Annotated in this window: 24 protein-coding genes and 4 pseudogenes; 5 read left to right on the top strand and 23 right to left on the bottom strand. The window is 68.1% G+C overall.

The genetic code is table 11. The features are described from left to right. Nucleotides 1–19: 19 nt before the first annotated feature. The 5 genes from DPM13_RS11875 to DPM13_RS11855 all read right to left on the bottom strand — a co-directional run bounded on the left by DPM13_RS11875 (nt 20) and on the right by DPM13_RS11855 (nt 5,425). Nucleotides 20–1,825 carry a peptidoglycan D,D-transpeptidase FtsI family protein gene (locus DPM13_RS11875; RefSeq protein ID WP_080621832.1) on the bottom strand — a complete coding sequence of 602 codons (1,806 nt, stop codon included), beginning with the start codon at nt 1,823–1,825 and terminating at the stop codon, nt 20–22. Beyond that, a complete protein-coding gene (ftsL, locus tag DPM13_RS11870; protein WP_080621831.1) occupies nt 1,822–2,205 on the bottom strand; it encodes a cell division protein FtsL in 384 nt (127 codons plus the stop codon). Before ftsL ends, DPM13_RS11875 begins: the two co-directional genes overlap by 4 nt. Then, the gene (gene rsmH, locus DPM13_RS11865) at nt 2,205–3,176 is read right to left on the bottom strand and encodes a 16S rRNA (cytosine(1402)-N(4))-methyltransferase RsmH (RefSeq protein ID WP_080621830.1); all 972 of its coding nucleotides are present in this window, start codon (nt 3,174–3,176) and stop codon (nt 2,205–2,207) included. Before rsmH ends, ftsL begins: the two co-directional genes overlap by 1 nt. Further along, complete coding sequence (gene mraZ, locus DPM13_RS11860) at nt 3,177–3,647, bottom strand: division/cell wall cluster transcriptional repressor MraZ (protein ID WP_233577693.1); 471 nt, start codon at nt 3,645–3,647, stop codon at nt 3,177–3,179. It lies immediately after the preceding gene. 674 nt (nt 3,648–4,321) lie between these two features. Further along, on the bottom strand, nt 4,322–5,425 hold the full coding sequence (locus tag DPM13_RS11855; RefSeq protein ID WP_028718071.1) for an Mrp/NBP35 family ATP-binding protein: 1,104 nt from the start codon (nt 5,423–5,425) through the stop codon (nt 4,322–4,324). Between the two features lie 317 nt (nt 5,426–5,742). On the opposite strand from DPM13_RS11855, the gene DPM13_RS11850 reads away from it, so the two are divergent. Both DPM13_RS11850 and rlmJ read left to right on the top strand, forming a co-directional pair. Continuing rightward, the gene (locus tag DPM13_RS11850) at nt 5,743–5,967 is read left to right on the top strand and encodes a DUF1127 domain-containing protein (protein WP_080621828.1); all 225 of its coding nucleotides are present in this window, start codon (nt 5,743–5,745) and stop codon (nt 5,965–5,967) included. A gap of 619 nt (nt 5,968–6,586) precedes the next feature. Then, nucleotides 6,587–7,363, top strand: coding sequence for a 23S rRNA (adenine(2030)-N(6))-methyltransferase RlmJ (rlmJ, locus tag DPM13_RS11845; RefSeq protein WP_112888082.1), 777 nt, complete (start codon nt 6,587–6,589; stop codon nt 7,361–7,363). Here rlmJ and DPM13_RS11840 read toward each other — a convergent pair. From DPM13_RS11840 to gatC, 4 genes and pseudogenes are all read right to left on the bottom strand, one after another. Then, nucleotides 7,309–7,977 carry an N-acetylmuramoyl-L-alanine amidase gene (locus DPM13_RS11840; RefSeq protein ID WP_112888081.1) on the bottom strand — a complete coding sequence of 223 codons (669 nt, stop codon included), beginning with the start codon at nt 7,975–7,977 and terminating at the stop codon, nt 7,309–7,311. The two genes, rlmJ and DPM13_RS11840, sit on opposite strands and share 55 nt — an antisense overlap. 10 nt (nt 7,978–7,987) lie before the next feature. Beyond that, a complete protein-coding gene (locus DPM13_RS11835; protein ID WP_080622871.1) occupies nt 7,988–8,536 on the bottom strand; it encodes a hypothetical protein in 549 nt (182 codons plus the stop codon). A gap of 22 nt (nt 8,537–8,558) precedes the next feature. Beyond that, complete coding sequence (gene gatA, locus DPM13_RS11830) at nt 8,559–10,043, bottom strand: Asp-tRNA(Asn)/Glu-tRNA(Gln) amidotransferase subunit GatA (protein ID WP_112888080.1); 1,485 nt, start codon at nt 10,041–10,043, stop codon at nt 8,559–8,561. Next, nucleotides 10,040–10,326 (bottom strand): annotated as a pseudogene (gene gatC / locus DPM13_RS11825) (Asp-tRNA(Asn)/Glu-tRNA(Gln) amidotransferase subunit GatC). Before gatC ends, gatA begins: the two are co-directional and overlap by 4 nt. Before the next feature lie 125 nt (nt 10,327–10,451). Between gatC and DPM13_RS11820 the strand changes: the two are divergent. Continuing rightward, nucleotides 10,452–11,144, top strand: coding sequence for a metal-dependent hydrolase (locus tag DPM13_RS11820; protein ID WP_028718077.1), 693 nt, complete (start codon nt 10,452–10,454; stop codon nt 11,142–11,144). On the opposite strand, the gene DPM13_RS11815 is transcribed toward DPM13_RS11820, so the two are convergent. The 12 genes and pseudogenes from DPM13_RS11815 to DPM13_RS11765 all read right to left on the bottom strand — a co-directional run bounded on the left by DPM13_RS11815 (nt 11,141) and on the right by DPM13_RS11765 (nt 19,521). Further along, complete coding sequence (locus tag DPM13_RS11815; protein ID WP_028718078.1) at nt 11,141–11,974, bottom strand: urea carboxylase-associated family protein; 834 nt, start codon at nt 11,972–11,974, stop codon at nt 11,141–11,143. The genes DPM13_RS11820 and DPM13_RS11815 overlap by 4 nt on opposite strands. Before the next feature lie 159 nt (nt 11,975–12,133). Next, complete coding sequence (locus DPM13_RS20865; protein WP_155992515.1) at nt 12,134–12,289, bottom strand: hypothetical protein; 156 nt, start codon at nt 12,287–12,289, stop codon at nt 12,134–12,136. 132 nt (nt 12,290–12,421) lie between these two features. After that, nucleotides 12,422–13,204, bottom strand: a complete 783-nt coding sequence (locus DPM13_RS11810) for a succinate dehydrogenase iron-sulfur subunit (protein WP_028718079.1) — start codon at nt 13,202–13,204, stop codon at nt 12,422–12,424. Between the two features lie 71 nt (nt 13,205–13,275). Further along, a complete protein-coding gene (locus DPM13_RS11805; protein ID WP_028718080.1) occupies nt 13,276–13,581 on the bottom strand; it encodes a hypothetical protein in 306 nt (101 codons plus the stop codon). Continuing rightward, nucleotides 13,581–13,943: a hypothetical protein gene (locus DPM13_RS11800; protein ID WP_223251978.1), complete on the bottom strand. Its 363-nt coding sequence runs from the start codon at nt 13,941–13,943 to the stop codon at nt 13,581–13,583. The genes DPM13_RS11805 and DPM13_RS11800 overlap by 1 nt, the downstream gene beginning before the upstream one ends. Next, a pseudogene (sdhA, locus tag DPM13_RS11795) lies at nt 13,943–15,744 on the bottom strand (succinate dehydrogenase flavoprotein subunit). The gene DPM13_RS11800 and the pseudogene sdhA overlap by 1 nt, the downstream one beginning before the upstream one ends. 8 nt (nt 15,745–15,752) lie before the next feature. After that, nucleotides 15,753–16,142 (bottom strand): succinate dehydrogenase, hydrophobic membrane anchor protein, encoded by a 390-nt coding sequence (locus DPM13_RS11790; RefSeq protein WP_112888079.1) that lies wholly within the window; start codon nt 16,140–16,142, stop codon nt 15,753–15,755. A gap of 10 nt (nt 16,143–16,152) precedes the next feature. Further along, nucleotides 16,153–16,545, bottom strand: a complete 393-nt coding sequence (sdhC, locus tag DPM13_RS11785; RefSeq protein WP_028718084.1) for a succinate dehydrogenase, cytochrome b556 subunit — start codon at nt 16,543–16,545, stop codon at nt 16,153–16,155. Nucleotides 16,546–16,820: 275 nt separating this feature from the next. Continuing rightward, nucleotides 16,821–17,855, bottom strand: coding sequence for a MaoC family dehydratase (locus DPM13_RS11780; protein ID WP_112888078.1), 1,035 nt, complete (start codon nt 17,853–17,855; stop codon nt 16,821–16,823). Further along, on the bottom strand, nt 17,852–18,058 hold the full coding sequence (locus DPM13_RS11775) for a DUF1737 domain-containing protein (RefSeq protein ID WP_028718086.1): 207 nt from the start codon (nt 18,056–18,058) through the stop codon (nt 17,852–17,854). The genes DPM13_RS11780 and DPM13_RS11775 overlap by 4 nt, the downstream gene beginning before the upstream one ends. 1 nt (nt 18,059) lies before the next feature. Beyond that, on the bottom strand, nt 18,060–18,611 hold the full coding sequence (locus DPM13_RS11770) for an NnrU family protein (RefSeq protein WP_028718087.1): 552 nt from the start codon (nt 18,609–18,611) through the stop codon (nt 18,060–18,062). A gap of 41 nt (nt 18,612–18,652) precedes the next feature. Continuing rightward, nucleotides 18,653–19,521, bottom strand: a pseudogene (locus DPM13_RS11765) (HpcH/HpaI aldolase/citrate lyase family protein). Between the two features lie 138 nt (nt 19,522–19,659). On the opposite strand from DPM13_RS11765, the gene DPM13_RS11760 reads away from it, so the two are divergent. Next, on the top strand, nt 19,660–20,652 hold the full coding sequence (locus DPM13_RS11760; protein WP_112888077.1) for a glycosyltransferase family 2 protein: 993 nt from the start codon (nt 19,660–19,662) through the stop codon (nt 20,650–20,652). Here the strand turns inward: DPM13_RS11760 and DPM13_RS11755 are convergent. Together DPM13_RS11755 and DPM13_RS27045 are read right to left on the bottom strand one after the other, a co-directional pair. Beyond that, nucleotides 20,649–21,134, bottom strand: coding sequence for a sulfite exporter TauE/SafE family protein (locus DPM13_RS11755; protein ID WP_397246365.1), 486 nt, complete (start codon nt 21,132–21,134; stop codon nt 20,649–20,651). The two genes, DPM13_RS11760 and DPM13_RS11755, sit on opposite strands and share 4 nt — an antisense overlap. Beyond that, on the bottom strand, nt 21,086–21,388 hold the full coding sequence (locus DPM13_RS27045) for a TSUP family transporter (RefSeq protein ID WP_397246453.1): 303 nt from the start codon (nt 21,386–21,388) through the stop codon (nt 21,086–21,088). Before DPM13_RS27045 ends, DPM13_RS11755 begins: the two co-directional genes overlap by 49 nt. Nucleotides 21,389–21,606: 218 nt before the next feature. Between DPM13_RS27045 and mdh the strand changes: the two are divergent. Next, a pseudogene (gene mdh, locus DPM13_RS11750) lies at nt 21,607–22,566 on the top strand (malate dehydrogenase); the annotation flags it as partial. Nucleotides 22,567–22,568: the final 2 nt, after the last annotated feature.

The following is a 22,568-nucleotide window of genomic DNA, read 5'->3' as shown; positions in this document are numbered from 1 at the left end:
GTCACGCGAACCCCGTTTTTCAGTTCGAGACGAGCTTTAGCGCATCGCCGGCGGGCCGTTCAACCATCGGCAAGGGCTTGTCGGTGATCGGGCGCAGGCCCAGCAGCGGCGCGACGCGGCGGATGGTTTCGCCCGCGACGGGCGCGGCGGTCATGCCGGCGGTGCGGCTTTCCCCCCCGCCCGCGACCGAGGTCGGCTCGTCCAGCGACAGGACCAGCACATATTTCGGGTCGCTGGCCGGGAAGACCGAGGCGAAGGTCGACACCACCTTGTTGCCGTAATACCCGCCCGAGGGGCGCGGCTTGTCGGCGGTGCCCGTCTTGCCCGCGACCTCGTAGCCCTCGACATTGGCGCTGCGGCCGCTGCCGCGCACGACGACCTGGCGCAGCAGTTGCACGGCGGTACGCGCGGCCTGGGGCGACAGCACCTGTTCGCCCTCGCGCCGGACGCGGTCGTGGATCAGGGTGGGCGTCACCCGCTTGCCGCCGTTGGCGACGGTGGCATAGGCGGCGGCCAGGTGCAGCGGGCTTGCGGCAAGGCCATGGCCGAAGGCCACGGTGGCCGAGGTCACGGCCGGCCAGCGTTTCGGCACCAGAGGCTTGCCGGTCGGCGCCTCGCTCATCTCGATCAGGGTCGGCTCGAAGAAGCCGAGCTTTTCAAGAAAGTCGCGCTGGCGTTCGGGCCCCAGCAGCTGCGCAACCCGCACCGTGCCCACGTTCGAGGATTTCACGATGACATCGGTGACGGTCAGCGTGCCATAGTTGTGGTTGCGGAATTCGTTGATCAGATACTTGCCGATCTTCATCGGCGCCTTGGCGTTGATCAGCGTGTTGGGGCTGACCAGCTTCAGGTCGATGGCCTGCGCCACCGGGAAGATCTTGAAGGTCGAGCCCAGCTCGTACTGCCCCTGCACCGCGCGGTTGAACAGCGGGCTGTCCGAGGGATCGCCCTTGAGCAGCGGCCGCGGCCGGTCGTTCGGGTCGAAATCGGGCAGGCTGGCCATGGCCAGGATCTCGCCGGTCTTGACCTCCATCAGTATGCCGGTGGCGCCCTTGGCGTTCATCACCTTCATGCCGTTCGACAGCACCTCCTCCATCGCGGCCTGAACGCTCAGGTCCAGCGACAGGGTCAGGGGCGCGCCGTCGTTCGCGGGATCGCGCAGCCAGCGGTCGAAGGCCTTCTCGACGCCCGCGACACCCACCACCTCGGCGCTGGCGACATCCTCGCGGCCAAAGGTGGCGCCGCCCAGGATGTGGCTGGCGATCTGGCCGTTGGGGTAAAGCCGCATCTCGCGCGGGCCGAACAGCAGGCCGGGCTCTCCGATGTCATGGACGGCCTGCATCTGTTCGGGGCTGATCTTTTTCTTGATCCACAGGAAGCTGCGCTTGCCGGTGAAATCGGCCGTCAGCCGCTCGACGTCCAGGTCGGGAAAGATCGCCGCCAGCTTCTGGGCCGCGCCCTTGGGGTCCACCATCTGGCGGGGATGGGCATAAAGCGAATGGGTCAGCAGGTTCGTCGCCAGCACCCGTCCTTCGCGGTCGGTGATGTCGGCGCGCTGCGAGATGATCTGGGCGCGGCTGATCTGGGCGCGCGGCTCGACCGGCTGGCTGGCGGCCATGGCGCCCATGCGCACGCCCACCACCGCGAAGGCCGCCGCAAAGGCGCAGGACATGAACAGCAGCCGACGCTGGGCATGGCCGCGCGCGCGTTCCTGGATCTGGGCATGCCGCTGGGCGCGGTTCTCGGCCTCGATGGCATCGGGATTCTCGCCCTTCTCACGCGCGCGAAGAATGCGGGCCAGCGGGCGCAGCGGGGTGCGGATCATGGCGTCGTCTCCTGTGGTCTGAGCGGCGGAAAGCCCGCCGGGCGTTCGATGGGCGGATTGGCCGGGTCAAACCCGGCGGCGGCGGCGGCGCGGGGCGGCGGAAAGGCGACCTGTCCCACGTCCACGAACTGGTCTGCACCGAACGGCACCAGCCGCAGCTTGTCGAAGTTCAGGTTGACCAGTTCGCGCAGCCGCTCGGGCCGGTTCAGAAAGGCCCATTCGGCGCGCAGGACGCCCAGATCCTCGCGCAGGTTGGCGATCTGGCGCTGCACGGCGGTCATCTCGGACAGGGCGGCCTGGGTGCGGTAATTCTCGCGATAGGCCCAGAAGGCCAGGGCCATGACGGCAAGCGTCGTCAGCAGGTACAGGACGGACCGCATCACGCCCCCCTGTCCAGCCGGGGCAGGCCCAGGGCCTGCGGATCGACCCGGCCGGCCGGCGCATCGGTGCGGATGCCGACGCGCAGCAGGGCCGAGCGCGCCCGGGGGTTCGCCGCCAGTTCCTGATCGTCCGGCCCGATCGCCCGGCGGAAGGGCAGCGTGAAGGCGGGCTGGTCCTGCTCGACCTCGGGGGCATAGCGGCTGCCGCCGCCCGCGCTGTTCGAGCGCGCCTGCATGAAGCGCTTGACGATCCGATCCTCGAGCGAATGGAAGCTGACGACCGCCAGCTTGCCGCCCGGGCGCAGCGCGCGTTCGGCGGCGGCAAGCCCCGCGACCAGCTGACCGAATTCGTCATTGACCCAGATGCGGATTGCCTGGAAGGCGCGGGTCGAGGGGTGGCTTTGCCCCGGCTTGGGGCGCGGCAGGCAGCCGGCGACGATGTCCGACAACTGGCCGGTGCGGGTCAGCGGGCGCGCGGCGACGATGGCGCGCGCGATGCGGCGCGAGGCCCGCTCCTCGCCATACAGATACAGCACGTCGGCGATGACCGCCTCGGGGGCACTGTTCAGCAGGTCGGCGGCGGTCGGACCGTCGCCACCCATGCGCATGTCGAGCGGCCCGTCGCGCAGAAAGGAAAAGCCGCGCTCGGCCTGGTCCAGCTGCATCGAGCTGACGCCCAGGTCCAGCACCACGCCGTCGACCGGCTCTCCGGCCAGGCGGTCGAGGTCGGAAAAGGTCCCCTCGGTCAGCCGCAGGCGGTCGCCATACTCTCCGGCCCAGTCCCGCGCCATGCGGAACACGCTGGGATCGCGGTCGATGCCGATGACGCGCTGCGCGCCTTGCGCCAGCAGACCCCGGGCATAGCCGCCCGCGCCGAAGGTGCCGTCCACCCAGACGCCCGCGACAGGCGCGACGGCCCGCAGCAGCGGGCCCAGCAGGACGGGAACATGGGGATCGGACGCGGCCGCCATTCAGACCTCGGCTCCGCCCGAAGGGGTCAGCAGCGACAGGGGATCGGCGCCCGGCTCGAACTCGGGAACCAGTTCCTCAAGCCGGCGTTCCTCATCCGCATAGGCGGCCGGGTTCCAGACCTTGAGGCTGTCGCCCGCCGAAATGAAGAAGGCGCTGTCTGTGAGACCGATCTTTTCCCGCAGTTTCTGGGGCAGGACCAGACGGCCGTCGCCGTCGATCTCGGCCTCGTCGGCATGGCCCTGGTATATGTTTTCCAGAAGGTTGCGGGCGGCGCTGCCGCGCGGCATGCGCGAGATGCCGTCCTCGATCTCTTCCATGGCGGTCATGGTGAACAGTTGCAGATAGTTCCAGTCGCGCGTGCCGTAGACGATGACCAGTTGCGCGCGCTTGCCGGTGTCCCAGTCGGGATCGCAGGATTCAAAGACGCGGCGGAACTTGGCAGGGATGGAAACGCGACCCTTCGCGTCCACCTTGACCTCTTCCGACCCTCTGAACCGGCGTGCCAACGGCCCGCTCTCCTTCCACTGTCCCGACCTTTTCGGTTCTCCGAAAAGGAAAGGGCGGATCGGGCTGCTGCCACTGCCCGATCCGCCGCCCTCGTTCCCATTTCTGGGCCCCGTGTTTCGGGGATCATTGGCCCTGTTTCCGCGCCACCTGGGGGGTGCTGCTCACGCGGAACAGAAGCATTTTTCGGAAAGCGGGTGCCTGTATGAAGCCTGCTTGTCGCCTTGGGATCTTGTCGTCCCCTGAGCCCGTTTCCGTGAGCAAAGGGATGGCATGGGAATTCATGGGACGCAATGGGTTTGTTGGCGCAGCCCTGGGACGCAGGCGGCCTTTCGCGCGTGAACACAGGAGAAACATTTCGCTAGCAAACATTAACTGATGGAAGTTATTGGAATTCGGGCGCGCACAACCACAAGATATGGTGGGTGATCATTGGTGGGACAAATTTCCCACATTTTCCCTGAAACCGTCGCTGCGAACGCAAAAGGGCCCCGACGGGCCCCGGCACATCCTTGTCAAGAAGGAACACAGTTTCGGACGGCGCTCACGCAGGATCAGGCGCGGCGGCACCTGTTTGGGGATTTGACGATCGTTTTCTGAAAGTCCCGTGAATTCCCGGAACCGGCCCCGAATCCCACCCTCAGGCCATGCCGCCGCCGATCAGGCGGTCGGCCAGCCGGTCGAAGGCCGCGGCCACCGGCCCGCCCTGCGCCGCGACCGGCGTTCCGGCATCGCCCGCCAGCCGCACCTCGAGATTCAGGGGAATCTCGCCCAGGAACGGCAGGCCCAGCTGGCGCGCCTCGGCCGCCACGCCGCCATGGCCGAACAGATGCGCCTCGTGCCCGCAGTTGGGGCAGATATAGGTCGACATGTTTTCAACCAGGCCCAGCACCGGGGTCTTGAGCTTGTCGAACATGTCGATGGCGCGGCGCGCGTCGATCAGGGCCACGTCCTGCGGCGTCGACACGATGATCGCCCCCGATACCTGGGCCTTCTGGCACAGCGACAGCTGCACGTCCCCCGTGCCCGGCGGCAGGTCCACCAGCAGCACGTCGAGCTCGCCCCAGTTCACCTGGGTCAGCATCTGCTGCAGCGCGCCCATCAGCATGGGCCCGCGCCACACCACTGCCTCGCCTTCCTTCATCATCAGGCCCAGCGACATGACGGTGACGCCATGGGCGTGGAGGGGCTGGATCATCTGCCCCTCGCTGGTGGGCCGCTGCCCGGTCAGGCCCAGCATGCGCGGCTGCGAGGGGCCATAGATATCGGCATCCAGCAGCCCGACCCGCCGCCCGGCCCGCGCCAGCGCCACCGCCAGGTTCGAGGTCAGCGTGGACTTGCCGACGCCTCCCTTGCCCGAGCCGATGGCAATGATCCGCGCCACGCCCGGCACCGGCGCCGGCCCCGCCTGCGGCGTGGGGTGGCGGCCGATCTTGAGGCTGGGGGGCGCATCGCCCCCTGAACGCGCCGCGACCTGGGGGGCGGGCCCGCGCGGGCCGGCGGGCGCGGTCGTCACGATCTGCACCCGCTCGACCCCCGGCAGGGCCTTCAGGCGACGCTCGGCCTCGGCCTCGACCGGGGCCAGGGCGCGGGCCGTCGCGGCGTCGGCCGCCTCGATCACGAATCGGACCGTGCCGTTTTCGACCGAAAGGGCGCGCACCATGTCCGCCGAGACCAGATTCCCCCCCCCTGGAACCGCGATCTGCCGCAGTTCAAGAAGAACACTTTCCTGTGATATCGCCATTTGGTCCCCGCCTTCAAAGCCGCGGCAGCATCGCAACTTAGACCGGCATCGGCAAGGGAAAGGACGCGCCGCGCAATAAGGCATTGTTTCCCCGCGTAAAGATTGCCTGATTATCGCGGTTTTGCGGGAACAGTTGTAAGGGTTCTATAAAAATTAAGGGTTATTAAAGGCTTGGAGACAGGTTCCCAGAAAGCCATTCGGTTTCTGCATAGCAGCATCGCGCCCCCCGCTATTGTGCGACTGCGGCGAAAAGCGCATGTTGGCCCTAACAAAGCGACGGACATTCCGAAGCTGACCGAGACGCAAGAGTGTATGAAATGGCTGTTCTTGACCTGAACCACGGCGCTGCCCGCAACCACATCGGCGAAGGCCGCGTTGGCACCCTGGTCGCCGGCATGCGCGACTACTTCGCACGCCGGGCGCTGTACCGCCAGACCGTCCGCGAGCTGAACCAGCTGAACGGCCGCGAACTGGCCGACCTGGGCATCAGCCGCTCGATGATCCGCAGCGTGGCCTACGAAGCCGCCTGGGGCACGAAGTAACGAACGGAATACCCGACCCCCTCCTCCTCCCTGGGGTCCGGGTTCAGGCGGCATCCTCCCTCCTCCTCCCTGAGGATGCCGCCGCTCAGATACGGTAAGACCCCTCCTCCTCCCTGGGTCTTACGGTTCAGGCGGCTTCCCCCTCCTCCTCCCTGGGGAAGCCGCCGACAGAATACCGCGGGGCCCCTCCTCCTCCCTGGGCCACGCAGTCAGGCGGCTCCCCTCCCTCCTCCCGGGAAGCCGCCGAACCATACCGCGGGGCCCCCTCCTCCCATTGGGTCCTGCAGTTCAGGCGGCTTCCCCCTCCTCCTCCCTGGGGATGCCGCCACCAATACGCCGGGCCCCTCCTCCTCCCTGGGCCTTGCGGTTCGGGCGGCACCCCCCTCCTCCTCCCTGGGGGTGCCGCCTAAAACAGCAGCCACGCGGCGGCACGGAATGCGACGGTCCCTCTCCTCCTCCCCGGGATCGTCAGCTTGCGGTGATGGCCTCCTCCTCCCTGCCATTGCCGCACCCATACGCGGCCCCTCCTCCTCCCTGGGCCGGCGTTGCGCGGCGGTGCCCCCCTCCTCCCTGGGCGCCGCCGCTTTTCATTTGCGGGGCATCGGTGTAGGGCGCTGGCATGTTGTCCTATCAGCACGCCTATCACGCCGGGAACCTGGCCGACCTGCACAAGCACGCGCTGCTTGCCTGGATGCTGGCCTATCTGACCGCCAAGCCGAAACCGCTGACCTATCTGGAAACCCACGCCGGTCGCGGGCTATACGACCTGTCAAGCCCCGAGGCCGGCAAGACCGGCGAGGCGGCGGCCGGCATCACCCGCGCGCTGGCGCAGGACTGGCTGTCCCCGGACCATCCCCTCCGCCACGCCCTGGACCAGGCGCGCAGCCTTTATGGCCCCGACGCCTATCCCGGCTCGCCGCTGATCGCCCGTTACTTCCTGCGCCCCGAGGACAACGCCCATCTGGCCGAGCTGCACCCGGCCGAGCACGAGGCGCTGGCCCGTGTCGCGGGTTTCGCCCATCTGCATCGGCAGGACGGCTTGCAGATGGCGCAGGCGCTTTGCCCGCCCACGCCGCGCCGGGGGCTGCTGCTGATCGACCCCAGCTATGAGGTCAAGGCCGATTACGACACCCTGCCGCGCCAGATCGGCTTGCTGGCGCGGAAGTGGAACGTGGGCATCATCGCGCTGTGGTATCCGGTTCTGACCGACGACCGCCAGGCGCCGATGGTGCGCGCACTGCGCCAGTCCCAGCCCGAGGCGCTGTTTTCCGAGGTGCGCTTTCCCCCCGCCCGGCCAGGGCATGGCATGGTCGGCTCGGGCATGGTGGTGCTGAACCCGCCCTACGGGCTGGAGGCCGAGGCGGCCAGGCTCTCTGCCCTGTTCGCCAGGCTGTAGGCCAGGGCGGCGGCGGCCCGGCGGTCGTCCTCCGTCTCGGGCCCCGTGGCCCAGGGCCGAAACCGCAGGCGAAAGGCCGATAATGCGGCCGGGTTGTCGGGATAGCCGATCCGGGGCAGGCTGTCAGCCAGCGGCCGGTCCTCGCCCAGACCCTCGGGCCAGAGGGCCAGGCCGCCCAGCGCCAGCCTCCGCCAGTCGAATCGCGGCCCCGGATCGGTCTTGCGGCCCGGCGCCATGTCGGAATGGGCGATCACCCCGGCCGGGCCGATGTCCCAGCGGGCCATGATGCCGCGCAACAGCGACCCGAGCGCGGCCATCTGCGGTTCGGGAAAGGGCCGGTCGCCGGGATTGGCAAGCTCGATGCCGATGCTGCGAGAGTTCACGTCCTCGCGCCCCTGCCAGGACCCCGCGCCGGCGTGCCAGGCGCGACGATCCTCGGGGACCAGCGCCTCGGTGCGGCCGTCCTCGCGGATCAGCCAATGCGCGCTGACCTCGGCCAGGGGGTCGCATAGCCGCGCGCGCGCCGATTCGGCATCGGCCATCCCGGTATAATGGATCACGACCAGCGCCGGCCGCTGCCCGCGCCGGTCGCCGTGATTGGGCGACGGGCCCAAGGCCGCGGGCTCAGCGCGGCGCGCGGAAGGGCTTGGGATCCCAGCCGCAGACATAGCCGTCGCCGTCCGGGTCCATGCCGCGCGGGTCGATCAGCGGCCCGCCCGACGCGATGAAGGCCCGCTGCGCCGCATCGCGCGACGGATAACTGCTGCACAGGCGCGCGGCCTGCGCGATCGAACCGCCAGTGCGCTGATAGACCGTCGCGCCGGGGTTCTGCGGCTGCTGATGGGCATAGCGCACCAGCACCGGGGTCGAGCCCGGATAAGGCCCGGTCGTCGCGACCTGGGCATTGGCCGGCACCTCGGCCGCGACGACCCGGACCGCACCGGTCTGGCGCTTGGGCAGCACGACCTGGGGCGCCTCGGCCGGCAGCTGCACCGGGATCACCTGCGGCACCGGGCCCTGCCCCTGCAGCGCCGCTTCCCGGGTCTGCAGGTATTTCGCATAGGGCGAGCCATTGTGCATGGCGCTGTAATTGGGATTCCAGCCGGTATTCTCGGCACAGGCGGCCAGGGCCAGGATCGGTGCCAGCACCGAAAGGATCGTCAGTTTGCGCATCGCCATGCCCCTGCTTGCCCGCCTACCACCAGCGCGACGGTTTCGCGTCGAAGCCTGCCGCAGACTCCACCGCCTGCGCAAGGTTCAACAGCGCCCCCTCCTCCCAAGGGCGGCCGATCAGTTGCATGCCAAGAGGCAGCCCCTGCGCGTCCAGCCCCACCGGAACCGAGATGCCGGGCAGGCCGGCCAGGTTCAGCGTGACCGTGAACACGTCGTTCAGATACATCTCGACCGGATCGCCCTTGTCCATCGACCCCAGCGGAAAGGCGGCGCTGGGGGTGGTCGGCGCCAGGATCGCGTCGATGCCGCCGGCATAGGCGTGGTCGAAGTCCTGCTTGATCAGGGCGCGGACCTTGCGGGCGCGGTTGTAATAGGCGTCGTAGAACCCCGCCGACAGCACATAGGTGCCGATCATCACGCGGCGCTTGACCTCGGGGCCAAAGCCCTCGGCGCGGGTCTTTTCATACATCTCGACCACGCCGTCGCCCGCGCCCAGTTTGGCGCGGCGGCCATAGCGCACGCCGTCGTAGCGCGCCAGGTTCGACGATGCCTCGGCCGGGGCGATGACGTAATAGGCCGGCAGCGCATATTGCGCATGGGGCAGGCTGATGTCGACGATCTCGGCGCCCGCATCCCGCAGCATGTCGGCGGTGCGCGACCAGAGCGCGTCGATTTCGTCCGACAGCCCCTCGATGCGGTATTCCCTGGGAATGCCGATGCGCTTGCCGCGGATGTCGCCGGTCAGCGCCGCCTCGTAATCCGGCACCGGGCGGTCGGCGCTGGTCGAATCCTTGGGATCGACCGAAGCCATGGCTCCCAGCATGATCGCGGCGTCGCGCACCGTCCGGGCGATCGGCCCGGCCTGGTCCAGCGAACTGGCATAGGCGATGACACCCCAGCGGCTGACCCGGCCATAGGTCGGGCGCAGCCCCACCGTGCCGGTGAAGGCCGCCGGCTGGCGGATCGAGCCGCCGGTGTCGGTCGCCGCCGCCCCAAGGCACAGGCCCGCCGCCACCGCAGCCGCAGACCCGCCCGAGGAACCGCCCGCCGTCCGGTTCACGCCGTCGTCCAGCTTCCACGGGTTCACCGTCGGGCCATAGACGCTGTTCTCGGTCGACGACCCCATGCCGAACTCGTCCTGGTTCAGCTTGCCCAGCATGACCGCGCCCTGGCCCCACAGGTTCCCGGTCACGGTCGATTCATATTGCGGCCGGAACCCGTCCAGGATGCGGCTGGCCGATTGCGAGGGCACGTCCCGGACGCAGAACAGGTCCTTGACGCCGACCGGAATGCCGGTCATCGGCGCGGCCTCGCCCGCCTTGATGCGGGCATCCGCCGCCCTGGCCATCTCGCGCGCCCGGTCGGGCGTGTTGTGGACGAAGGCGTTCAGCGCAGCCGAGCCCTCGATGGCCGACAGGCAGGCCTCGGTCAACTCAACGGCCGTCGTCTCGCCTTTCGCCAGCGCGTCGCGGGCCTCGGCGATGGTCAGTCTGTTCAGCTCGCTCATTCCACCACCTTCGGCACGGCAAAGAAGCCCTCGCGCGCGTCGGGCGCGTTCTTCAGGATCAGGTCCTGCATGTCGCCGTCGGTCACGACATCCTCGCGCCGCTTCAGGCGCATCGGCTCGACCCCGGTCATCGGCTCGACGCCGGTCACGTCGACCTCGTTCAGTTGCTCCATGAAGTGCAGGATGCCGTTCAGCTCCTGCGCCAGGCCGGCAGGTCCGCGTCATCGACCGCGATGCGCGCCAGATGCGCGACCTTGCGGGCCTCATCCTGAGTAATCGCCATGGGGGCTCCTTTCGCTTGGGGGCGGTTTACCGCCCGCGCCCCGGCGGGGCAAGCGGCGGATGCGGCGGAACTTTACCCGGGCCGCCTGGCTTGGCAGGATGCCCGCGACAAGGAAAGGAGCCCCGATGAAACTGACCTGGCTTGGCCACTCCGGCTTTCGGCTTGAAATCGAACAGGCGGTGATCCTGATCGACCCCTGGATGTCGGGAAACCCGGTCTTTCCCGATGACCGCCGCGACGAGGCCGTCCGTGGCGCGACCCACATCCTGCTGACCCACGGCCACGGCGACCACACCGGCGACACGCTGTCCATCGCGCGTGACCTCAAGATCCCGGTCGCGGGAATCTACGACCTGATCTCGACCTGGCAGACCCACCAGGGGATCGAGGGAATCGGCTTCAACAAGGGCGGCACCGTGGACCTGGGCGGCGCGCGCGTCACCATGGTGAACGCCAGCCACAGCTCGTCCTTCGAAGGCAACGAGGGCCCGATCTATGCCGGCCACGAATCCGGCTACATGATCGCGGGCGAAGGCCATGTGATCTATGTCTCGGGCGACACCGACATCATGGCCGACATGGGCTGGATGGGCGAATACCACCAGCCCGACATCGGCATCCTTTCGGCCGGCGGCCATTTCACCATGGACATGAAGCGCGCGGCATGGGCGGCCCGGAAGTACTTCGATTTCAAGACCGTGATCCCCTGCCACTACAAGACCTTCCCGCTGCTGGAACAGGATGCCCAGGCCCTGCGGGACGGCCTGCCCGGGGTCCAGGTGATCGAACCCGAGGTGCTGGTGCCGATCGCGCTCTAGGGCCAGCGATAGGGACTTGGCTGCGGCACCGGCCGGTCGGTCGGGACCGCGGGCGCAAAGATCTCGACCAGCAGCGGGTGGCAGGGGGCGGCGTCGCTGGAATGCTCGGCGCCGCAGTCGCCGCCCGGGCAGGCCGAAAGCCCGCCGATCAGGTCGATCTCGGCGAACAGCTCAAGATAGTCGCCCGGCCGCACCGGGCTCGCCTTCATCAGATACTGCCCTGTGTCGCGGCTGAAGCCCGTGCACATGAAGACGTTCAGCACGTCGTGGACCAGCCCCTCGACCTCGGCCGGGGGACGGTTCAGTTCCTCGGCCAGGGCGTTGGTCAGGTTCGAATGGCAGCAGTGGTGATAATCGCCGCCGCTCAGCAGCTTGTGGGTATAGGGGTCGCAGCGCGTGCCGATCACGTCATGGACCGATGCGCCGTATTCGTCGATCCCGTACCATTCCAGCGTGTCCTCGGTCACCGTCGCCATCGGGCGCAGGAACGGCAGGCAGGACCACATCCGGTCGCCGCGCGTCAGGTGCGTGCCGTGCAGCGCCCGGGTCTTGCCGGAAAAGAACCGCTCGGACGGATCATGTGCGGACCACAGGTTCAGGTCGCCGACCTGCGGCCCTTCGGTGCAGGTGATGCGAAAGAAATGCCCCGCGGGAACGCGGAAACACCGGGCGCGGCGCGGCGGCACCAGGCATTCGCCGGTCTTGCGCGCCATGCGCCGGGTCTCGGCCAGTTGGAACAGCTGCGGATCGGGAAGCGCCTCGGCCGGATAGCAGACGACCGGGGCGACGGCACGACGCTCGGCGGCGTCGACAGGGATGCGATGGGTCATGCCGGCAATGCTAGCCGCAAGGGGCGCGGGACGGCAAGCGCCCGCCGGGCTTTCACCGTTTTGCCAAATACCCATGCGGCCGTGCCACGGGACGCTCCCGCAAAAACGAAAGCGCGGCCGTCAAGCCGCGCTGCAAGGCCCGAAGGGGCAAGGCCGGGTTCAGGCCGCGAGGCGCTCTTCCGCACGCTCAAGCGGCATCGGCTCAAAGCTGAAATAGCCGAACATCTGCTCCAGCACCGCCAGCGCCTCGGCTGCAGGCTTGTCGGCGGAGCGCTTCAGCACGGCAAGGTTTTCGGTCGCGTTCAGGGTCGTCATGGTTCTCTCCGGGGTCGGAACGGTCGTTTGTCTCCCCGCGGAAAAGATAATGCCGCGCCGCAGAATATTCCACCCTGCGGCGCGGCATGTCACGGTATACCGGCCATGACGCCGGTGCAGGTCACGCGGCGATCAGGCGATGCGCTCGACCATCATGTGCTTGATCGAGGCGATGGCCTTGGCCGGGTTCAGCCCCTTGGGACAGGTGTTCGTGCAGTTCATGATCGTGTGGCAGCGATACAGCTTGAACGGGTCCTCCAGCGCGTCCAGCCGCTCGCCCGTGGCTTCGTCGCGGCTGTCGATCAGCCAGCGATAGGCGTGCAGCAGGGCCGCCGGGCCCAGATAGCGGTCGCCGTTCCACCAGTAGCTCGGGCAGGATGTCGAGCACGAGGCGCACAGGATGCATTCGTAAAGCCCATCCAGCTTCTTGCGGTCCTCGATCGACTGACGCCACTCCTTGTCGGGGGTGGGCGTCTCGGTGATCAGATAGGGGTTCACGCTGGCGTGCTGGGCATAGAAATGCGTCAGGTCGGGGATCAGGTCCTTGACCACCGGCATGTGCGGCAGGGGATAGATGTTCACCTCCTTGCCCTTCACCTCGTCGATGCCGAAGATGCAGGCCAGGTGGTTGCCGCCGTCGATGTTCATCGCGCAGGAGCCGCAGATCCCCTCGCGGCAGGACCGGCGGAAGGTCAGCGTGGGATCGATCTCGTTCTTGATCTTGATCAGCGCGTCCAGCACCATCGGCCCGCACTTGTCCAGGTCGACGTAATAGGTGTCGATGCGCGGGTTTTCCCCGGTGTCCGGGTCCCAGCGATAGATGTTGAAGCGGCGGACGTTCGTGGCGCCCTGGGGCATCGGCCAGGTCTTGCCGACCCGCATGCGGCTGTTCTTGGGAAGATTGAGTTGGACCATTGGGTTACTCCTGGTGGTCTGACCGCCACGGGCGATCGGCCGTCATGCGGCAGGCTGAATGGCAAAGGGCGTCAGCGCGCCCTCCACCCCGGTTGGTCGTAAAGCGGTCGGTTGGGCATCTGCCCCGAGCGGCGCTTCACGCAGTTCTGGAACACCTGGGCCGGATCGCGGCCCATGATATAGTCCGATGAGACGCCCACGCGGACAAAACCGCCGCGCGCCCCGTGCGAGCCAACGCCCACGCCCATCTCGGTGCGCGGGCCGGTGGCGTCGCGGGCGCTGTCAAGGCAGGCCCGTTCGGCCTGCTCGACCGTCAGCGGCGTGCAGGCCCCCAGCGCCAGCAGGGCCAGCACCGCCGGGGCGCCCGCGCGCCGCATCAGACCGTCCGCTTGGCCGCTGCAGCGGCTCCGGCGATGCACTGCGTCGTGGCCGGCCGGCCCACGACCGAGGCGACGGCGCCGCTCGCGTCGGCGGATTGCGCGATGTCGGCCAGTTCCGCCGTGGTCGCGTTCTGCAGCACGCAGTCGGTATAGGGCGCGACATTCGCCCCCGGCAGGCGCTTGGCCATCTCGCGGTTGACGACCACCCGGGCCGAGCTGCGCACGGCTGCATCGGGGTTCGGGGTGACGACCGGCGGCACGATCGCCGTCGGCGGCATCGTGCCGGGGTTCTGCACGCAGCCCGAAAGGGCCAGGGCAGCAACCGTCAGGGTCAGGGGCAGGCTCAGGGAAAGGCGCATCAATAAACCCTCGCTTTGGGTGCGATCTTTTTCAGATCGATCCCGCCCTCGTCTTGCGTGGTCAAAGGCTCGAGGTGGACGGGCCGATAGGCCAGTTTAACATCGTTGCCTTCGATCCAGGCAAGCGAGTGCTTGCGCCAGTTGGCGTCATCCCGCTCGGGCCAGTCCTCGTGCGCATGGGCGCCGCGGCTTTCCTTGCGCGCCTCGGCCGCGACGATGGTCGCCAGCGCGTTCGGCATCAGGTTGGTCAGTTCCAGCGTCTCCATCGGTCGCTGTTCCAGATCAGGCTGCGGTCGGTGACCTTGATGTCGTTCATCCGCGCGGCGATGGCTTCCATCTTCTCGACGCCCTCGGCCAGGGTCTTGTCGGTGCGGAAGACGGCGGCATCGGCCTGCATGGTCTTCTGCATCTCCAGCCGCAGTTCCGCCGTGGGGGTGCCGCCGTTGGCGTTGCGGATGCGGTCGAAGCGCTCCAGCGCCTTGTCCACCTCGGCCCGGTTGGTCGTGGGGATCGCCGCCTTGCGGTCGATCACCTTGCCGGCGCGGATCGCGGCGGCCCGCCCGAACACCACCAGGTCGATCAGCGAGTTCGAGCCCAGCCGGTTCGCGCCGTGCACGCTGGCGCAGCCCGCCTCGCCCACCGCCATCAGGCCGGGGAAGACGGCATCGGGCGCGTCCTCGGTCGGGTTCAGCACCTCGCCCCAATAGTTGGTGGGGATGCCGCCCATGTTGTAATGCACGGTCGGCAGGATCGGGATCGGTTCGCGCGTGACATCGACGCCGGCAAAGATGCGGGCGGATTCCGAAATCCCCGGCAGACGCTCGGCCAGGCTTTCCGGCGGCAGGTGCTGCAGGTTCAGGAACATGTGGTCCTTGTGCTCGCCCACGCCGCGGCCTTCGCGGATCTCCAGCGTGATGCAGCGGCTGACCACGTCGCGCGACGCCAGATCCTTGTAGGTGGGCGCATAGCGCTCCATGAAGCGCTCGCCTTCCGAGTTCGTCAGGTAGCCGCCTTCGCCGCGCGCGCCCTCGGTGATCAGGCAGCCCGAGCCATAGATGCCGGTCGGGTGGAACTGCACGAATTCCATGTCCTGCAGGGGCAGGCCGGCGCGCGCCACCATGCCGCCGCCGTCGCCGGTGCAGGTGTGGGCGCTGGTCGCGCTGAAATAGGCCCGGCCATAGCCGCCCGTCGCCAGCACAACCATCTTGGCGTTGAAGACGTGGATGGTGCCGTCATCGAGCTTCCAGCAGACCACGCCGGTGCAGGCGCCGTCGGTGACGATCAGGTCCAGCGCGAAGTATTCGATGAAGAACTCGGCCTTTTCCTTCAGCGACTGGCCATAAAGCGTGTGCAGGATGGCGTGGCCGGTGCGGTCGGCGGCGGCGCAGGTGCGCTGCACCGGCGGGCCTTCTCCGAACTCCGTGGTGTGGCCGCCGAAGGGGCGCTGATAGATCTTGCCCTCCTCGGTCCGGGAAAACGGCACGCCGTAATGTTCCAGCTCATAGACCGCCTTCGGGGCCTCGCGCGCCAGGTATTCCATGGCGTCGGTGTCGCCCAGCCAGTCCGAGCCCTTGACGGTGTCGTACATGTGCCACTGCCAGTTGTCGGGGCCCATGTTCGACAGCGATGCCGCGATGCCGCCCTGGGCGGCGACGGTGTGGCTGCGGGTCGGGAACACCTTGGTCACGCAGGCCGTGCGCAGCCCCTGTTCGGCCATGCCCAGCGTCGCGCGCAGACCGGCCCCGCCGGCGCCCACGACCACCACGTCATAGTCGTGCGTTTCGTATGTATAAGCTGCCATTGCGGACCTCAGAGAACGACGATCGCGCCCAGGCCCATCCGGGCCAGCGCGTAGACGGCGGCGGCGATGACCGCCCAGCCGAAGATGACGGAAAGGATGATCGCGACCCGGCGGGTCGTATCCCGGAAATAGTCGTCGATCATGATGCGCGTGCCGCGGATGAAGTGCAGCATGCCCACGATGACGAACAGCACCGTGATCAGCGCCGGCAGCGGGCGGGCGAAATAGGCCAGCACCAGTTCGCGCGGCAGGCCGATGGCGCGCGCGATGGTGATCATGAACAGCGGCGTCAGGATCAGCAGCGCGACCGAGGAGATGGTCAGCGCCCAGTGCGCCTGCGTGCCCTCATGCGCCGCGCCAAGCCCTTCGGCGGCCTTGCGGGGGGTGATGTAATGCATGGCGGTCCCCTTAGAACATGAAGAAGATGACAAGGGTCAGCAGCGCCAGCACGACCGAGCCCACGATCAGGACCTGGCTGGCCCGTTCGGATTCCTTGATCCCCAGCAGGTGGCCCGCGTCGTAAAGCAGGTGACGCACGCCGGCCAGCAGATGGAACCACAGCGCCCACATCGAGCCGGTCAGGATGATGAAGCCCAGCCAGGACCGCACCACCCAGTCGGCGACGGCGAACGCCCCGCCCGAGGAGACGGCGGCGACCAGCCACCAGACGATCAGCACGATGCCGGCGACCAGCGCGTGCCCGGTGATCCGGGTCATGATCGAGGTAACGGCGGCAAGGGGCAGGCGATAGACCTGCAGATGCGGTGACAGCGGCCGGTTGCCCCGGTTGACGTCAGCCATGGTGCGCTCTCCTGCGTTCAGGGGCCCTGGCGGCTCAGCCCGATCCTTGGGGCGGCTGGCGGCGAGGGCTGGCCGAGAAATTGGGTCTGCTTCTAGTGGTTTTGTCGCATCTGTCACGGGCGGAGGCGAGACGAAAGGGGGAATATCACAAAAATTCGACCTTTGTGATCACGCTACCGCACGCTGTGATCACAGGCTGGCCGCTGTTTGCGGTATCACGCGGCATGGCGTTGCCGCAACGCAGAAACCCAAGCGATTCCGTCACGAATGCGCTGTCAAAGCGGCATCAACGCCCAGTAATCCAGGTCCAGAAGCACCTGCGGCGCGTATTTGCCGCCCTCGTCGCGCAGGGCGCGGTCGCCCGCATCGCCCTTGTGCGCGACCAGCCGCAGCCGGATCGCCCCCACCCCCGGCGCCCCGGTCGGGGCCTTGTCCAGCACCTCGGACCAGGCGCGGATGGTGTCGCCCGCGAAACAGGGGTTGGCGTGGGCGCCGCCGTTCAGCGCGACGATCATCTGCGCATTGGCGAGGCCATTGAAGGACAGCGCGCGGGCCATGCTGATGACATGGCCGCCATAGATCAGCCGGCGGCCGTCGTCGCGGAAGGTGGCGTCGAAATGCACCTTGGCGGTGTTCTGCCACAGGCGGGTGGCCAGCATGTGCTCGGCTTCTTCGATGGTGACGCCGTCCACATGGTCGATGATCTCGCCCAAGGCGTAGTCGCCCCAGCGGTGCGGCTCGCCCGCCAGTTCGAAGTCATAGCCGGTAAAGTCCAGACCTTCGGGGACGATCAGCGCTTCGGGCGGAACCGCGAGGGCCAGGTCCGGCACCACGGCGTCGGGCGCGGGCGCGTCCTGGTCGCGCTTGCGCACCATGACCCAGCGCACATAGTCCAGAACCACCTGATCCATCTGGTTCAGGCCGCGGGTGTGCACCCAGACCACCCCCGATGCGCCGTTCGAGTTCTGCCGCAGCCCGATCACCTGCGATTCCGCCCGCAGCGTATCGCCCGGCCAGACCGGCGCCAGCCAGCGCCCCTGCGCATAGCCCAGGTTCGCCACCGCGTTCAGGCTGATGTCGGGCACCGTCTTGCCAAAGACCATGTGAAACGCCAGCAGGTCGTCCATCGGGCTGCTTTCCAGCCCGCAGGCGGCGGCGAATTCGTCGCTGGAATACAGCGCATGCCGGGCCGGATAGAGCGCGTGATACAGCGCGCGCTCGCCCTCGGCCAAGGTGCGGGGGACGGCGTGGCGGATCACCTGGCCCAGGCGGTAATCCTCGAAGAAGCGGCCGGCGTTGGTCTTGGTCATTGGCGTCCCAGCTTCATGTCGGGGTGATAGTCGGTCTCGATCTGCTTGGTGACGGCCTGGGCGCAGCGCATGACCCCGCGCGCCGCGTCGAAGGCATAGGCGGGGCCGCCGTGCAGTTCCCAGCCCCTGGACAGCGCCTCGCTGACCTTGTGGCAAAAGGCCGAGGTGTCGTCGTCGGACAGCAGGCGATAGATCCTTGGCATGTCAGCCTCCAAACGGGTTGTAGCCCAGCCAGCGGTGGATCAGTCCGACGACCAGCATCAGGACGACGGCACCCACCCCGGCCATGATTTCCTTGCGGACGGGAAAAGGCCCGGCCGGCGGCGTCCAGCGCGGCTGGGCGCGGTTGATGACCGCCATTTCCGCCAGCGCCCAGACCAGCAGGCCGCCGAACAGGACAAAGCTGGGCAGGTCGCCGTTCGGCAGCAGATGCGCGAAGGCCCACAGCGCAAAGCCCGTCAGTTGCGGATGGCGAACCCGCGCGGTGATCCGCGTCTTCATCCCGTCCGCCGCGAACAGGTAGAAGGCGGCCAGCACCAGCAGGTTGTTGATCCCCTTGAGCGGCGCCGAGGCGCCCCACCAATAGGGCCCGTCCGCCATCCGGTAGCCCCAGATCATCAGCAGGACCGCGACCGCCAAGGCACCGGCGACCAGGCCCTTGCCCTTGTCGCCCATCTCGGCCCGGCGGGCGGGGGCGAGCCGCTTGAAGAAATGCGCGCCCCACCACAAGGCGAGGCCCAGGATCAGGATCAACATCTGGCTATCCTCTTGCTGGATGTTCCGACGGCAGCCTGCCCCTAACCGGCCAGCTTCGCAATCGCCTCGGCCCGGGCCAGCGCCGCGCGGGCGGTTCGACATGCAGTTCCGACGATGCGGCCATCGCCACGGCGACGCCCTTCCCTGGGCCTTGGCCTCGCGAAGGCGGCGAGCTGGCGCCGGGCCAGGTCGGCCTCGGCCTCGGTCGGGGCAAAGACCGCGTTGGCGACGGCAAGCTGGGCGGGGTGGATCAGGGTCTTGCCATCGAACCCCATGTCGCGGCCCTGTTCGCATTCCGCGCGCAGCCCGTCATCGTCCTTGAAGGCGTTGAACACCCCGTCCACGATGACCCGCCTGTGCGCCCGCGCGGCCAGCAGGCACAGGCCCAGCCCGGCCATCATCGGCAGGCGGTCGGGACGAAAGCGTGCGCCCAGTTCCTTGGCCAGGTCGTTGGTGCCCATGACCATGCCGGCCAGCCGGGGATGGGCCGCGATCTCGGCCGCGTTCAGCATGCCCTCGGCCGTTTCCATCATCGCCCACAGCGCGTGTCGGGCACCAGGTCCGCCACCCGGTCCAGGTCGGCCGAGCGGCTGACCTTGGGGATCAGCACCGCGTCGGCGCCGCGGGCAAAGGCGCGGGCGTCGCCTTCGGCCCATTGCGTGTCCAGCCCGTTGATGCGGACGATCCGCGCCCGGGATCCATAGTCGGACAGCAGCGCCTGGCTGAGAAGGTCGCGCGCCGCGGCCTTTTCCGAAGGCGCCACCGCGTCCTCGAGGTCGAAGATGATGGCGTCGGCAGGCAGCGAGCGGGCCTTTTCCATGGCGCGGGCATTGGCCGCAGGGATGTACAGAACGGAACGATAGGGACGGGTCATGCGGGCCTCACGTAATATTCTTGCGCGACGCTGCATGGAAACGTCGCGAATCGCAAGCACCCTTTCGCCGCAGCGCAGAAGAAACTGATCCGGTCCTGGAACTGACCCAAAAGGCAACTTTGCAAGCGGCCGCGCCGTTTGGTCACGTTGAGGGGCTTTCCGAGGATCGATGTAATGAGTTTCACCCTGTTCAGCGCCATGAAGAACGAGGCGCCCTTTCTGCTGGAGTGGGTCGCCTATCACAAGGCGATCGGATTTGACCGGATCGTCATCTATTCCAACGATTCAGACGATGGCACGACAGAGCTGCTGGACGCCCTGTCGGATGCCGGCGAGGTGGAGCACAGGCTGCTGACCGTTCCGCCCGGCGTGGGGCCGCAGATCAACGCGGCGCGCCATGCCAATCGCGCGGGCGTGCTGCGTCCGGGCGACTGGGTGCTGTGGATCGACGCCGACGAGTTCCTGAACATCCGCGTGGGCGACGGCACGCTGCCGGCGCTGCTGGAGCGGGTGGGCGACCACGACGGCATCCTGCTGCAATGGCGGGTCTTCGGCGACAACGGGAACGGGCTTTTCCCGGGACGGCTGATCTCGGCCGATTTCACGGGCGCCTCGGCCCGGGGCTTCGACCCCAACCAGGAAATCAAGATGCTGTTTCGGGTGACCGACCGGGTCGCGGGGTTCGCCGACGTGGGCATCAACCGGCCCCTGCTGAAGCCCCTGCCCGACAACGACGCCGCCCGCTTCCTGAACGGCCGGGGCGAGGCGCTGAGTTCCGACTATCCGCCCACCCGCCGCTGGCTGGATGGCGAGGACTTTCCCCGCAGCCGCATGCTGGGGCAGCGGGATTTCGGCTGGCGGATGGGGCAGATCAACCACTATGTCGTGCGCACGCCCGAACATTTCGCGCTGAAGAAACTGCGCGGCCGGGGCTGGACTCCGGCGGACCGCCCGAGCGCCGAGCGCCACAACCAGGAATTCTACGACCGGATGAACCGCAACGAGGAACGCGACGATTCGATCCTGCGCTTTGCGGATGCGGTGACGGCGGGCATCGCCCGGCTGCGGCTGAACCCCGCCATCGGCCGGGCCGAGTTCAACGCCCAGCGCATCGTCAATGCCCGGATCCAGGGGATGCTGGCCGAACCGCCCGAGCCCGGCCTTTAAAGCGCCGACCAGATCAGCCGGGCCGACACCAGCGCCAGGGCCCAGGTGATGAAGCCATAGAAGAAACCGGCGGACATGCGCCGGATCAGCCACAGCCCGCAGGCGACCCCGGCGACGCCCGGCACCATCAGCACCGCCGCGACCGTCAGGTTATGCGCCGAGAGCTGGCCGAGCAACGCATAGGGCACCAGCTTGACCGCATTGCAGATGGCGAAAAAGATCGTGGTGGTGCCGGCAAAGGTCAGCGGCTCCATCCGCAGCGGCTGGGCATAGACCTGATAGGGCGGCGCGCCCGAATGGCTGACAAAGCTGGTATAGCCCGACACCAGCCCCCAGAACGTGCCTGCCCCCAGGCGGGGCGGCCGCGCCTGGGCGGCGGCGCGCGGCCGCAGCAGGGCGTTCAGGGCGAAGGCCAGTCCGATGATGCCGACGATCAGGGCGACGTGGCGTTCCTCGACCAGATGGGCGGTGGCCCAGCCCAGCCCGATGCCTGCGACGGCGCCCGGCAGCAGCGTTGCCGCACCCGCCGGTCGAAGTCGCGGCGAAAGGCCACGAGCCCGCCGATGTCCGAAGCGACATAGACCGGCAGCAGGATGCCCGCCGCCTGCACCGGCGACATGACAAGCGCCATCAGCGGCACGGCGATCACGCCCACCATCGACAGCCCGCCCTTGGCCAGCCCGACCGCGAAGGCCGCGACGATGGCCAGCGTCCAGCCCCAGATATCCAGCCCCATGCGTCCCCCCGCCCATTGCCCGGCATGGCTAGGCCAAGGGCGGGCGGGTTGCAATCGCATCGGCCAGCGGCGGCTGCTATCGCTAACCTGCCGGAAAAGCGGGCCAAGCCGTGCTGCGGCGCCGCGAAATCGCCCGTCGCACCGCGTCCGAGGCTTGCGATTCCCATTCCAAGGGACTACCCCACCGCCCGAACCATCATGGAAATCGGAGGTTGACCATGGCCCGACCCAAGATCGCACTTATCGGTGCGGGACAGATCGGCGGCACGCTGGCGCATCTGGCTGCGATGAAGGAACTGGGCGACGTCGTCCTGTTCGACATCGCCGAGGGCACGCCCCAGGGCAAGGCGCTGGACATCGCGCAATCGGGCCCGTCCGAGGGCTTCGACGCGGTGATGAAGGGCGCCAACGACTATGCCGACATCGCCGGCGCCGACGTCTGCATCGTGACCGCCGGCGTCCCGCGCAAGCCGGGCATGAGCCGCGACGATCTTCTGGGCATCAACCTCAAGGTCATGAAATCGGTCGGCGAAGGCATCAAGCAGCACGCCCCGAACGCCTTTGTCATCTGCATCACCAACCCGCTGGACGCCATGGTCTGGGCGCTGCGCGAGTTCAGCGGCCTGCCGCATGAAAAGGTCGTCGGCATGGCCGGCGTGCTCGACTCGGCCCGCTTCCGCCATTTCCTGTCGCTGGAATTCGGCGTCTCGATGCGCGACGTGACGGCCTTCGTGCTGGGCGGCCATGGCGACACCATGGTGCCGCTGGCCCGCTATTCGACCGTCGCGGGCATCCCCCTGCCCGACCTGGTCAAGATGGGCTGGACCACGCAGGACAAACTGGACGCGATCATCCAGCGCACCCGCGACGGCGGTGCCGAGATCGTCGGCCTGCTGAAGACCGGCTCGGCCTTCTATGCCCCGGCCACCTCGGCCATCGAGATGGCGGAGGCCTATCTGAAGGACCAGAAGCGCGTCCTGCCCTGCGCGGCCTATGTGGACGGCGCCTACGGCCTTGACGGGCTTTATGTCGGCGTGCCGACCGTGATCGGCGCGAACGGCATCGAAAAGGTCATCGACATCACGCTGAACGACGACGAACAGGCGATGTTCGACAAGTCGGTGGATGCGGTCAAGGGCCTGGTCGCGGCCTGCAAGGGCATCGACGCCAGCCTGGCCGG

Source organism: Paracoccus mutanolyticus (assembly GCF_003285265.1).
Taxonomy (GTDB): domain Bacteria; phylum Pseudomonadota; class Alphaproteobacteria; order Rhodobacterales; family Rhodobacteraceae; genus Paracoccus; species Paracoccus yeei.
This window is presented reverse-complemented; position numbering and strand designations above follow the sequence as displayed.